Annotated in this window: 12 protein-coding genes; 4 read left to right on the top strand and 8 right to left on the bottom strand. The window is 62.1% G+C overall.

Translation table 11 applies throughout. From position 1 onward, the window contains the following. Positions 1 to 7: 7 nt before the first annotated feature. Positions 8 to 523 (top strand): MarR family winged helix-turn-helix transcriptional regulator, encoded by a 516-nt coding sequence (locus SM766_RS11975; protein ID WP_368947921.1) that lies wholly within the window; start codon positions 8 to 10, stop codon positions 521 to 523. A gap of 148 nt (positions 524 to 671) precedes the next feature. Here SM766_RS11975 and ppk2 read toward each other — a convergent pair whose 3' ends face one another. From ppk2 to SM766_RS11960, 3 genes are all read right to left on the bottom strand, one after another. After that, complete coding sequence (gene ppk2 / locus SM766_RS11970) at positions 672 to 1589, bottom strand: polyphosphate kinase 2 (protein ID WP_065271313.1); 918 nt, start codon at positions 1587 to 1589, stop codon at positions 672 to 674. Between the two features lie 226 nt (positions 1590 to 1815). After that, positions 1816 to 3405 (bottom strand): GMC family oxidoreductase, encoded by a 1590-nt coding sequence (locus SM766_RS11965; protein ID WP_368947920.1) that lies wholly within the window; start codon positions 3403 to 3405, stop codon positions 1816 to 1818. A gap of 281 nt (positions 3406 to 3686) precedes the next feature. Then, positions 3687 to 4145: an Lrp/AsnC family transcriptional regulator gene (locus SM766_RS11960; RefSeq protein ID WP_368947919.1), complete on the bottom strand. Its 459-nt coding sequence runs from the start codon at positions 4143 to 4145 to the stop codon at positions 3687 to 3689. A gap of 134 nt (positions 4146 to 4279) precedes the next feature. On the opposite strand from SM766_RS11960, the gene ald reads away from it, so the two are divergent. After that, positions 4280 to 5398 (top strand): alanine dehydrogenase, encoded by a 1119-nt coding sequence (ald, locus tag SM766_RS11955; RefSeq protein WP_065271315.1) that lies wholly within the window; start codon positions 4280 to 4282, stop codon positions 5396 to 5398. Between the two features lie 271 nt (positions 5399 to 5669). Further along, a complete protein-coding gene (locus SM766_RS11950) occupies positions 5670 to 6479 on the top strand; it encodes a mechanosensitive ion channel family protein (RefSeq protein ID WP_368947918.1) in 810 nt (269 codons plus the stop codon). Positions 6480 to 6593: 114 nt separating this feature from the next. Here the strand turns inward: SM766_RS11950 and SM766_RS11945 are convergent, their stop codons facing one another. The 3 genes from SM766_RS11945 to SM766_RS11935 form a co-directional block, all read right to left on the bottom strand. Then, complete coding sequence (locus tag SM766_RS11945) at positions 6594 to 7124, bottom strand: GNAT family N-acetyltransferase (RefSeq protein ID WP_368947917.1); 531 nt, start codon at positions 7122 to 7124, stop codon at positions 6594 to 6596. After that, complete coding sequence (locus SM766_RS11940) at positions 7121 to 7570, bottom strand: YtoQ family protein (protein WP_368947916.1); 450 nt, start codon at positions 7568 to 7570, stop codon at positions 7121 to 7123. The genes SM766_RS11945 and SM766_RS11940 overlap by 4 nt, the downstream gene beginning before the upstream one ends. A 72-nt stretch (positions 7571 to 7642) precedes the next feature. Further along, complete coding sequence (locus tag SM766_RS11935; RefSeq protein WP_368947915.1) at positions 7643 to 8281, bottom strand: class I SAM-dependent methyltransferase; 639 nt, start codon at positions 8279 to 8281, stop codon at positions 7643 to 7645. 85 nt (positions 8282 to 8366) lie between these two features. Between SM766_RS11935 and SM766_RS11930 the strand changes: the two genes are divergently transcribed. Next, on the top strand, positions 8367 to 9257 hold the full coding sequence (locus tag SM766_RS11930) for a LysR family transcriptional regulator (protein WP_368947914.1): 891 nt from the start codon (positions 8367 to 8369) through the stop codon (positions 9255 to 9257). Positions 9258 to 9310: 53 nt separating this feature from the next. Here SM766_RS11930 and pheT read toward each other — a convergent pair whose 3' ends face one another. Then, the gene (pheT, locus tag SM766_RS11925; RefSeq protein WP_368947913.1) at positions 9311 to 11707 is read right to left on the bottom strand and encodes a phenylalanine--tRNA ligase subunit beta; all 2397 of its coding nucleotides are present in this window, start codon (positions 11705 to 11707) and stop codon (positions 9311 to 9313) included. A gap of 146 nt (positions 11708 to 11853) precedes the next feature. Continuing rightward, positions 11854 to 12927 (bottom strand): phenylalanine--tRNA ligase subunit alpha, encoded by a 1074-nt coding sequence (gene pheS / locus SM766_RS11920; RefSeq protein ID WP_065271321.1) that lies wholly within the window; start codon positions 12925 to 12927, stop codon positions 11854 to 11856. Between the last annotated feature and the right edge of the window lie 11 nt (positions 12928 to 12938).

Below are 12938 nucleotides of genomic sequence, written 5' to 3'. Positions count from 1 at the left end.
TGCCCGGATGAGCGATTTACCCGACGATCTGTTCCTGATCCTGCCGGATGGCAGTGAGGACAGCCCCGCCGCCCCGACACTGGACTACAGCCGCAACCCGGTGGTCACGGTGACATTCGCAGGCAACCGGCTGACCCGGAACGCTGCGCGCGCCTACCAAAAGGAATTCGGCATCGGTGTCATGGACTGGCGCATGCTGGTCGTGCTGACGCGCGATCCGGGCTGTTCCGTCGGTCAGGCTGCGAACCTCACCGGTATCGACAAGGCCGCCGTCAGCCGCGCACTGCAGCGCATGGAAAAGACCGGTCTCGTCCGGGCCGAGGTACGGGGCGGAGATGAGCGGCGCAAATCCTGGTTCCTGACCGAGGCGGGGCATGCCCTGCACGCCCAGATGTTGCCGCGCGCGCTGGAGCGGCAGCGCGACCTGCTCAAAGGTTTCTCCCCCGAGGAGCTCACCGCCTTCACCGGGTATCTGCAACGGTTTCTCGACAATATGGCAGATCAGGCGGACACGCCCGAATAAAGATCACAACGGCCTTGAGGCAGGCAGCCTGAAACAGGCGCACGCCGCGCCCCGGCGCGGCGCCGCGCCCAACGGCGGCAGCACAGTCCGCAGGCTGTGCCGGAACCGGCGGGAGGGCCACCCCCATCCGTCTTTGCACAGAGGTCGCTCAGTAGATCTTTGGCACGTACAGCTCGTCCGGCAGAACCCTGCGTTCATAGTCGGGATTATATTCCCGGTCCGGCAAGGACACCTTCTCCTGCGGCACCTCTTCATAGGGCACTTTGGTCAGCAGGTGCTCGATGCAGTTCAGACGCTCGCGCTTCTTGTCGTTGCCCTCGACGATATACCAGGGCGCTTCGGGGATATTGGTGCGCTCGAACATATCCTCCTTTGCCTTGGTATATTGTTCCCAGCGGATACGGCTTTCCAGATCCATCGGCGACAGCTTCCACTGCTTCATCGGATCATGGATCCGCATCATGAACCGCAGCTGCTGTTCCTCATCCGTAATCGAGAACCAGTATTTCAGCAGGATGATCCCCGACCGCACCAGCATCCGTTCAAATTCTGGAACGTCCTGAAAGAACTGTTCGACCTGATCCTCACTGGCAAAGCCCATTACCCGTTCAACCCCGGCGCGGTTGTACCAGGACCGGTCAAACAGCACGATTTCCCCCGCAGCCGGCAGATGCGGCACGTAGCGCTGGAAATACCATTGGCTCTGCTCTCGGCGCGACGGTGCGGGCAGGGCCACGACGCGGGCAACACGCGGGTTCAGACGCTGGGTGATCCGCTTGATCACTCCGCCCTTGCCAGCGCTGTCGCGCCCTTCGAACAGGATGCACACCTTGGCGCCGCTGTGCTGCACCCAATCCTGAAGCCGGATCAATTCCGCCTGCAGCCGCAACAGGTTTCTGAAATAGACCTTGCGATCCAGCATTTCGGGATGCTGCGAGCGGTAGATCTTGCGCAGCTCCATCGACAGCATGGGCTCGGCAAATTCAATCTCGAAATCCTCGTCCAGCGTGTCCTGAAGCTCGGCATCCAGCCAGTCAAATGAATCAGGGGTTGTATCGCTGGTCACGGCGCGGCTCCTTGTTGTTACTCGTCTGTTTCGGCCGCTCTAACGCACGGATGTGATTGTTTGATGTCACAGCAGCACCCGCTGCCCGAATGGCCTGAAATAGGCAGTTCCGGTCCGGCCTGACCGGAACTGTCACAAAGGGCGTTAATGCGCCCGGGTCAAAGGCAAACGAAAATCCCGACCGGGTGCAAGCGCAAAAGCACCGGCTTCCGGCTTTCTGCCAAATTCAGCCGCGCGCAGCTGCAATGATCATGTCAGATGCCTTTTCCGCGATCATGATTGTCGGCGCATTGGTGTTGCCGCTGGTGATCGTGGGCATCACGCTGGCATCCACCACCCGCAGCCCCGATACCCCGCGCAAGCGCAATTCGGGGTCCAGCGGCGCGCGTTCGTCGCTGCCCATATGCACGGTGCAGGTGGGGTGGAAGATCGTCGTACCGATATCCCCGGCGGCCTGCATCAGATCGGCCTCGTTATCAGATGCGATCCCCGGCTTGATCTCCTCGGGGCTGTAGGCCTGCATCTTGGCCTGCCCCATGATCGCCCGCGCCTGCCGGATCGCCGCCACGGCCACCTGACGGTCGCCTTCTGTAGACAGGTAGTTCGGCTGGATACTCGGCGCGGCCATTGGATCGGCCGAGGCGATCTCGACCCGTCCCCGGCTTTCGGGGCGCAGGTTGCAGACGCTGGCAGTCAGCCCCGGGAAATCATGCAGAGGCTTGCCGAACGCCTCCAGCGTCAGCGGCTGCACGTGATACTCCAGATCGGGCGTTTCCAGATCCGGGCGTGAGCGGGAGAATGCGCCCAGCTGGCTTGGCGCCATCGACATCGGACCAGAGCGTTTCAGCGCGTATTCCAGACCGATTTTGGTTTTGCCGATCATGGAATTCGCCAGCGTGTTGAGCGTATGCGCCCCCTCAAGCCGCCAGGCGCAGCGCAGCTGCAAATGATCCTGCAGATTTGCACCGACCTGCGGCATGTCCCGCAGAACCTCGATCCCGTGCTGCTGCAGCAAGGCGCCCGGCCCCAGCCCGGACAGCTGCAGGATCTGTGGGCTGTTGATCGCCCCTGCTGACAGGATCACCTCGGCGGCGGCATGGGCGACATGCACCTCGCCGCCCTTTTGATACTCGACGCCCGTCGCGCGGCCCTCTTCGATCAAGATGCGGCGGGTATGGGCCTGGGTTTCCACCTTCAGCCCCTGCCCCGTCGCCGTACGCAGGAATGCCTTGGCGGTGTTCATCCGCCAGCCCGCACGCTGATTGACCCGGAAATAGCCGACGCCTTCGTTGTTGCCGGTGTTGAAATCCGTGACCTTGGGCAGGCCCCAGGCCGCGGCGGCCTCCATCCAGTCATCCAGCACATCCCAGTGCAGGCGCTGGTTTTCGACCCGCCATTCGCCGCCCGCGCCATGCATCTCGGATGGGCCTTCGACGTAATCCTCGGATTTCTTGAAATAGGGCAGCACATCGTCCCAGCCCCAGCCCGCGAGGCCGCGCTGGCGCCAACCATCATAATCCGCTGCCTGCCCACGCAGATACAGCATGCCGTTGATGGACGAGCAGCCTCCCAGCACCTTGCCGCGCGGATAGATCAGCGCCCGACCATTCAGCCCCGGGTCGGCCTCTGTGCGATACATCCAGTCGGTGCGCGGGTTGTTGATACAGTAGAGATACCCCATCGGGATATGCACCCAGTGATAATTGTCACGCCCGCCCGCTTCCAACAGCAGCACCCGTTTGCCTGCTTCGCTCAGCCGCTTGGCCAGAACGCAACCCGCACTGCCGGCACCCACGATGATGTAGTCGAACTGCATGATCTGCTCCCCCGTCTTTCCCTCGTCCTCCTGTTGAACCAGAAGCAGGAGCGAAATGTAAGACAAATAAGCCTTCTACGCGCCGATCTGCATTCAAAGCACCCAGCTGTCCGGCCAAAACAGCCAAGCAAGAGGCCCTCCCGCGCCCACAGGGGCGCCGACTGCGTCCGCACCCCTTGGCAGCTTTGGGCGTGGCAGCGCGCCCGCGCGCTGCCACGCTCAACAGGAGGAGGTCTTTTTCTAAAGACCGCCGACGGGCGGGAGCGCTACGAAGAGAAAGCTCAGACGGGCAGCGCCGTTGTCTTGAACACCGTGCGCAGAGCGAAACTCGATTGCATCTGCGCCACCCCCGGAAGCCGGGTCAGATGCTGGCGATGGATGCGGGCAAAATCATCGGTATTTTCGGCCACGACCTTCAGGATATAATCCGCCGATCCTGCCATCAGGTGGCACTCCAGCACATCCGGGATCCGCGCCACCGCACGTTCAAAAGCATCCAACAGCTCATCCGCCTGCCCCTGCAGGGTAATCTCCACGAAGACGGTTGTTGGAACGCTCAGCTTGCGCGCGTCCAGCAGGGCGACGTAACCCTTGATATAGCCTTCAGCCTCCAAACGCTGCACCCGGCGGTGGCAAGCAGACGCAGAGAGGTTTACCCGCTCGCTCAGATCCGCGTTGGAAATGCGGCCCTGCCGTTGCAGGACCTCCAGAATACGACGATCCGTCGAATCAAGAGACATAATTACGTAGTACTTTGCTCATATCCCGCATCTATTCGAATAATCTTCGACACGCATCTTTTTATTTCGCCCAAAAAAGCAGCACATTTCCCAGGCGCGAACCTAGAGTTCAAGTATAGCAGGGAGGAAGCTACATGAAAATCGGATGCCCGACTGAAATCAAACCGCAGGAATTTCGCGTCGGCATGACCCCCGACGCGGCCCACGAAGCCATCGCACATGGCCATGACGTTTTCATCCAGACCGGCGCCGGGGCCGGTGCCGGATACACCGATGCCGACTATGCCGCCGCCGGTGCGACGCTGCTGGAGACGGCCGAAGAAATCTTTGCCACCGCAGACATGATCGTCAAGGTCAAGGAACCGCAAGCCGGTGAGCGCAAGATGCTGCGCGAAGGACAGTTGCTGTTCACCTACCTGCACCTGGCCCCCGACCCCGAACAGACCCGCGACCTCCTTGCCTCAGGCTGCACCGCGATTGCTTATGAAACCGTCACCGACAGCTTTGGTGGCCTGCCGCTGCTGGCGCCGATGTCCGAAGTGGCCGGGCGGCTGGCACCGCAGGTCGGTGCATGGACCCTGCAAAAAGCAAATGGCGGCCGCGGCGTCCTGATGGGCGGCGTACCCGGCGTCCCTCCGGCAAAGGTGGTGGTGATCGGCGGTGGTGTGGTCGGCACCCATGCGGCCCGCATCGCCTCGGGCATGGGCGGCGATGTCACCGTTCTGGACCGCTCCCTGCATCGCCTGAAATACCTCGATGATGTATTTGGTCGAGACTTCCGCACCCGCTATTCCACCGCTGCCGCCACCGCCGAACTCGTCCGCGAGGCCGATCTGGTTGTTGGCGCAGTGCTGGTGCCCGGCGCAGCGGCACCGAAACTGGTCTCCCGCGCGCAACTCAGCGAGATGAAGCCGGGGGCTGTCCTGGTCGATGTCGCGATCGATCAGGGGGGCTGTTTCGAAACCTCGAAAGCCACCACCCACGCCGACCCGATCTACGAGGTCGATGGCGTGATGCATTACTGCGTAGCGAACATGCCAGGCGCCGTTGCCCGCACCTCGACCCAGGCTCTGGGCAATGCAACCCTCCCCTTCCTGCTGGCATTGGCGGACAAAGGCTGGAAACAGGCCTGCGCCGATGATCCGCATCTTCTGAACGGGCTGAACGTCCATGCGGGGCAGCTGACCTACTATGCCGTCGGCAAGGCGCTGGGGATCGATGTCGTTTCCCCAGCACTGGCGATCAAATCCTGAGTTCCGGTCCGCGAACCTGACTGATCATTACGGATTACCCTGCTACCTCCTCCCCGCCAGCGCCTGCGCACTGGCGGGGATTTTTGTCTTCCCGTATTCCGCCACCACCAGCCAGGCGACCCTGTGCCGAGTTGCTAAATGCAAACGTGGCCAAGAAATTCCCTGTCAATTCAAACAATCTTGATAGTAACAATAAGGCTGAGTCGGAGAATCCGACGTCGACCAAAGCAGGTCCGCGCCGGATGACAGGATTGAAAGAGGACCTATTGGTATGGAAGAGATGATTGAACAGGCCGGAGCCCTCTGGCCGCTGGCACTGAGCGCTGCCAAGGCGCTTGTTGTTCTTGTCCTTGGCTGGGTGGCAGCGGGAATGATCAGCAACATGGTGCGCCGCCGCATTAACAAGACCCCTCAGATCGATCCGACGCTAGGCAATTTTGCCGCCAGCATGATCCGTTGGGCGCTGCTGGCTGTGGTGCTGGTTGCGGTTCTCGGCATCTTCGGCATCGAAGCCACCAGTCTTGTCGCCATGCTGGGCGCTGCCACGCTGGCCATCGGTCTGGCTCTGCAAGGCACGCTGAGCGATCTGGCAGCCGGTTTCATGCTGATCCTGTTCCGTCCTTACAAGCTGGGTCAATACGTCGACATCGGCGGCACCGCCGGGACGGTCAAGGATCTGAACCTTTTTGTGACCGAACTGGCCACCGCGGACAACGTGCAGATCATCATCCCCAATGGTCAGGCCTGGGGATCGATCATCACCAACTTCTCGGCCCATGACACCCGCCGAGTGGACCTGGTCTTTGGCATCGATTATGGCGACAGCGCCGACAAGGCCAAGGCGATCATTCTACGACAGGCTGCCGCCGATGCACGGGTCATGACTGATCCCGAACCCTGGGTTCGCGTGACCAACCTTGGTGACAGCTCGGTCGATCTGACCGCGCGCCTGTGGTGCAAGGCATCGGATTACTGGGAGCTGAAATTCGCCATGACCCAGGCGGTGAAGGAAGCCTTTGACGCCGAAGGCATTTCGATCCCCTACCCGCACAGCGTGGAAATCCAGAAAAAGGAGGGGTAAGCCTCCCGCCCGTTATCGGGTCTGGTGACCCTCTGCCCGTTGGGCCCGGCGCCCCGCCTTTGGCGGGGCGTTGTTGTTTCTGCGGCTCCCTGCGCGCCCAATCTCAGGAACAGATCAGCTGTGGGCCTCCCGGGCCATCACGATGGTGGGATTGCCCTGATACACAGCCTTCTGCTCGCGGATCTCGTAACCCAGTTTCCGGGCAACATTCTGCGATACAAGGTGCGCGGGATCGAACAGGCAGACCGTTTCTGGCCAGTCCATACAGCGATCCGCCCAGTCGTGGATAGAGCGCACCGCCTCGGTCGCGATACCCCGCCCATGGGCGTGGGGCGCCAGCACCCATCCTGCCTCGGGCACACCGTTCAACGGCGGAACGATGTCGCGTTTGAAATCGGAAAACCCGACCTCGCCCAGGAACCGGCCATCGGTGAGATCCGTGACCGCCCAATAGCCAAAGCCCATCGCCTGCCAGTGCCCCATGTTCCGCAAGAGCCGCGCCCACGAGGCTTCTGGGTCAGAGGGAACGCCGCCGATGTATTTCACCACCTCGGGATCACCCCAAAGCGCGGCCACATCGGGGAAATCCTCAGTCCGGTGCGGACGCAGGATTAGCCGGTCGGTTTCAAGGATGACCTCGCTCACCCGGGCAGCTTGCCGGTCAGCACATAGGTCAGGATTTCCACCACCTGCCGCGGCTCTTCAGCCACCGCCAGCGCGGCGGCGTGCACTTCTTTCAGCGCGTGCTGATGGTCCGGCTGGCTCAGCACGATGATCGATTTGCCCAGCGCCACCGCATAGCCTGCGTCAAAGGCGGCATTCCACTGCTTGTACTTGTCACCAAAGCGCACGACGACCACATCGGCATCCTCGATCCCCTTGCGGGTACGGATCGCGTTGACCATGGCCCCTTTGTGATCGTGCCAGTATTTGTTCTCTTCGGCGCCCAGAATGGCCACACCGCAATCATCGCTGGCCCCGTGGTCAGTGACCGGGCTGTTGAAAGCCACGTCCAGGTCCGCCGCGCCAGTCACGATCTGCTCGCGCCAGTCCGTGTGAATTTCACCCGAAAGATATACGTTCAAAGTCATCGCACCCTCCATTCGCTGTTCCGCCATGCTTAGACCGGATCGCCCGAACGGACCAGCCCCGCCCCCGACCGATCACTTGCGGCGTGCAACCAGAAACCGGTTGGGCGGATCGGCCGGGTAGTTTCCGGTCTCGATGATCTCGAAACCCGCAGCCTCCAGCCGTGCCTGCCAATCGGCCACTGACAGGAAATGCACCACCGAGGGCGGCGCCTTGCCAACAAGCCGCATCACCGGAATCGCGACTCGCATCATCAAACGCTGTACCGCGCTTTTGCTATCGGCCAGGCAGGGCGTTTTCGAGATGAAGGTGCCACCAGGGCGAATGGTCCGGTAGATATGCGCCAAGGCGCCATCCAGATCCCCTATCAGGTGGAACAGGTTGAATGCCATCACCGCGTCAAAGGGTCCCACGGGTGCATTTGCAATGTCAGAGACGACGAACCGCAGATTGGTGACGCCTGCCTCATCCTTCTTGCGCTGCGCGATGGCGATCATCGAAGGCGCCAGATCGGTGGCAGTATAACAGGCGACCGCCTTCCTGAGGCGCAGCGCGGTGGTTCCGGTGCCGCAGCCCAGTTCCAGAACCCGGTCGCCCGGTTTCAGATAGGCCTGAGTACGTTCCAACGTATAGTCATAAGCGGCCGGATCCCGGATCTGACTGCGGGCATATTTTTCGGCAATTCCGTCCCAGAACTGAATTGAGGTCTGCATGGTTTTGTCTCCTTTGCGAGGAAACTACGAGAAAGCCATACATGCAGGAATTGCCGAAATATGCAGGCACGATATACGGTAATGTATGACCAGAACCCCAAACGCCTTCGACTGGAACCACATCCGCGCCTTTCTCGCCACCGCCGAGACGGGCTCTCTCTCTGCGGCGGCCCGGCGTCTGAACCTGACACAACCCACGCTGAGCCGTCAGGTGGCTGCGCTGGAGGAAAGCCTTGGCTTGATGCTGTTCGAGCGGATCGGCAAATCTCTGCAGCTGACGCAAGCCGGGGTCGAACTGCTGGAACATACCCGCCCCATGGGTCTGGCCGCGGACCGGATCGCCCTTGCGGCGCTGGGACAATCGGAATCCATCACCGGCACCGTCCGGATTACCGCCAGCGATGTTTATTCTGCTTACCTGCTGCCGGATGTGCTGCGGCGGTTGCGCCAGTTGGCGCCGGATCTGCACATCGACATCATCGCCTCCAACGACATCCGCGATCTGATGCGCCGCGAGGCGGATATCGCCATCCGCCACGTGCGCCCCGAACAGCCCGAGCTGATCGCCCGTCTTATCCACGAGGAAACCGCCCGCTTTTATGCCGCGCCGCAATATCTGGCAAAGGCCGGGCGCCCCGAAGACGTCCGGGATCTGAGCAGCCATGACTTCATCAGCTTCGGCGATGCAGAAGGGATGGTCGGTCATCTCACGCCCTTGGGGTTTCCCCTGACAAAGCGCAATTTTCGATATGAAACGCAAAGCGGGCTGGTCGCGTGGGAACTGGTCAAACGGGGGTTCGGCATCGCCCCCATGTCAGATCGCATCGCCCGGCAAACACCCGAGGTCGAGCGGCTCCTGCCGCAGATGGAGCCGATCCGGTTCCCCGTCTGGCTGACCACCCACCGGGAGCTGCACACCAGCCGCAAGATCCGCCTGGTGTTCGATCTGCTGGCAGAGCACTTTTTTCAAAAATAAGGCCGCGCCCGGATCGGGCACGGCCTGAAATTCCAACCATTCCGCTCAACAGATCAGCCCCGCAGAATGCCTCCGGTGGCCTTGCTCACCTTGGCGATGATCTTCTCGCTCACCGCTTCGATGTCTTTTTCCTTCAGCGTCTTGTCAGTCGGCTGCAGGCGCACGGTGATGGCCAGGGATTTCTTACCCTCGCCCAGGCTGCCACCGATGAATTCATCAAAGACGCGCACGTCCTCGATCAGTGCCTTGTCAGCACCGGCAGCGGCATTGACCAGCGTCAGCGCCTCGACGCTCTCATCCACCACAAAGGCAAAGTCACGCTCGACCGCCTGCAGGTCGCTGATGTCCAGCGCCGCGCGGGTGGCACCGGATTTACGCGGCAGCGGCACCTCGTCCGGCCAGATGGTAAAGGCCACGGCAGGCCCTTTGACGCCCATTTCGCTCAGCGCCTTGGGGTGCAACTCACCAAAGACGCCGAGTACCTTTTTCGGGCCAAGGCAGATCTTTCCGTGACGGCCCGGATGCCACCAGGCGTCGCCGCCGCGCAGCACCTGCGCCTTGGCCGGCGCGCCGATAGCGGCCAGAACCGCCTCGACGTCGGCCTTGGCATCAAAGGTATCGACCGGGCGCGCCGCGCCATGCACATCCTTGGGGCCAGTGCGGCCGACCAAGAGACCCGAGATCTGTTCGCGCTGCTCGCCCGGCTCTCCGCCGTGGAAAACGGGACCCGCCTCGAACAGGGCCAGATCCATGAAGCCCCGCGCCTGATTGCGTGCAGCGGCCTGCAACAGACCGGCCAGCAGATCCGGCCGCATATGGGACATTTCCGAGGAAATCGGATTGGCCAGCATGGTCGCATCATCGCCACCGCCGAACAGCGTGGCCGAGGCCTTGTCGATGAAGGTGTAGCTGACGATTTCATTATAGCCGAGGCTGGCCGCCGTGCGCCGCGCCATCTGCTGGCGGCGCTGTTGCGGCGTCATCACCGGCTTCGGGATACCCGGCGTCAGGCGCGCCAGCGGCTTGCCCTGCAGCTTGGTCAGCGAAGCGATACGCGCGACCTCTTCCACCAGATCGGCCTCACCCTGCACGTCGGGGCGCCAGCTGGGCACATGGGCCAGGTTGCCCTCCAGCCGGAAGCCAAGGCGGGTCAGGGTCTGACGCTGATCGCTTTCGGGGATGTCCATACCGACCAGCGACTGCACCCGCTCCGGATCCAGCTTGTAGGCGCGCGAATGATCCGGCACATCGCCTGCGATCACCACTTCGGACGGCTCGCCGCCACAGAGATCCAGGATCATCTGAGTGGCACGGTGCAGCCCTTCGAGGGTGAATTCCGGGTCAACGCCGCGTTCAAAGCGGTAACGCGCGTCCGAATTGATCTTGAGCGCGCGGCCGGTGGTCGCGATCTGCACATGATCCCAAAATGCGCTTTCGAGGAAGACATCAACCGTCTCGTCGGTACAGCCGGTCTCCTCACCGCCCATGATACCGGCGATGCTTTCGGGGCCATTTTCATCGGAAATCACCATATGGCCTGCGCCAAGGGTGTATTCCTTCTCATCCAGCGCCAGCAGCGTCTCGCCGCCCTTGGCGCGATGCACCCGCAGATCGCCCTGCACCTTGGCCACGTCAAAGACGTGCAGCGGACGGTTCTGATCGAAGGTGAAGAAGTTGGTGATATCCACCAGCGCCGAAATCGGGCGCAGACCGATGGCTGTCAGCCGGTCCTGCAGCCACTGCGGGCTGGGGCCGTTCTTGACGCCCTTGATTACCCGGCCAGTGAACAGCGGGCAGCCATCCAGCGTGTCTTCGTCGATGGTCACTTTGACCGGGCTTTCGAAATCACCCGGGACCGCCTCGTAGTCGTGGGTTTTCAGTGTGCCGATCCCGCGCGCCGCCAGATCGCGGGCAATGCCAAAGATACCCAGCGCATCGGGGCGGTTCGGAGTAATGGCGATCTCGATCACCGGATCAACCTTGGCCGGATCGTTCTCTGCCAGCCAGTCAATAAAGCGGTCGCCGACCGCGCCCGAAGGCAGCTCGATGATGCCGTCGTGCTCATCGGACAGTTCCAGCTCCCGCTCGGAGGCCATCATGCCGAAGGATTCGACACCGCGGATCTTGCCGACGCCGATGGTGATATCCAGACCCGGCACATACATGCCCGGTTTGCAGACCACCACGGTGATGCCCTCCCGAGCATTGGGCGCGCCGCAGACGATCTGCATCTCACCTTCGTCGGTGTCCACCTTGCAGACACGCAGCTTATCCGCATCAGGATGCTTCTCCGCGTGTTTCACATAGCCCAGGGTAAAATCCTTGAGCCGGTCGGCGGGGTTCGAGACCTCTTCGACTTCCAGTCCCAGGTCGGTCAGGGCCTCGGTGATCTCCGCAACGGAGGCATCGGTATCAAGGTGGTCTTTCAGCCAGGAGAGAGTGAATTTCATATCTCAGCGCCCTTTTGGCAAATCGGTTGACTGGCGGCCCGGCGCTCCATTTCTGGCAGCGCGCCCGGCCCGGGGTGGGTGCGGAACGCGCCCGCCCATGGGGCGGGTCGGGCGCGTCGCAGGGCTAGGGCCCTGCGGTTCAAGCGTTATCGGCTCAACCCGCCATGCAGTGTTGGAACGTCCAGGCAGCTGAAGCCATAATGGCGCAACCAGCGCAGATCGCTGTCAAAGAAGGCACGCAAATCGGGGATGCCGTATTTCAGCATCGCCAGACGGTCGATTCCGATGCCAAAGGCAAAGCCCTGATAGACTTCCGGATCGATCCCGCCGGCGGCGATTACCTTGGGGTGCACCATGCCAGAGCCGAGGATTTCCATCCAGTCGTCGCCTTCGCCGATCTTCAGCTGGCCATTGTCCCAGGAGCAGCGGATATCCACCTCGGCCGAAGGCTCGGTGAAGGGGAAGTGGGAGGCGCGGAAGCGCAGCTCAACATCGTCCACCTCGAAGAAGGATTTGACGAATTCCTCCAGCACCCACTTGAGGTTCGCCATCGAGATGTCCTTGTCGAGCGCCAGGCCTTCGACCTGGTGGAACATCGGGGTGTGGGTCTGATCGTAGTCGGCGCGGTAAACACCGCCCGGGCAGATGACGCGCAGCGGGGCGCCCATCTTCTCCATCGACTGGATCTGTACCGGCGAGGTGTGGGTGCGCAGCACATGCGGCGGGCGGTCGTCGCCTTCGGCCCGGTGCATGTAGAAAGTATCCATCTCGGCGCGGGCGGGGTGGTGGCCCGGAATGTTCAGCGCATCGAAGTTGTACCAGTCGGTTTCAACACGCGAGCCTTCGGCGACCGAGAAGCCAAGTTCGGCAAAGATCGCGGTCAGCTCTTCGCTGGCCTGGCTGATCGGGTGCAGGCTGCCGCGGCGCTGCGGGCGCGTGGGCAGCGTGACGTCCAGCCATTCCGTGCGCAGACGCTCGTCCAGCGCCGCATCGGCCAGCGCGGCCTTCTTGGCGGCCAGGGCAGAGTTGATTTCATCCTTGAGTGCGTTCAGCGCCGGACCCACGGTCTGGCGCTCCTCGGGCGTCATCTTGCCCAATTCCCGCATCTTCAGGGCCACCTCGCCCTTTTTCCCGACGGCGGCGAGGCGGATCGCCTCCAGCGCGTCCTCGTCGTGGGCATCGGCGATCTGCCCCAGATATTTTGCCTTAAGATCGTCCATGACGGTCCCCT

This window comes from Pseudophaeobacter sp. A-200-2 (genome assembly GCF_041008815.1).
GTDB lineage: Bacteria > Pseudomonadota > Alphaproteobacteria > Rhodobacterales > Rhodobacteraceae > Phycobacter > Phycobacter gallaeciensis_A.
This window is presented reverse-complemented; position numbering and strand designations above follow the sequence as displayed.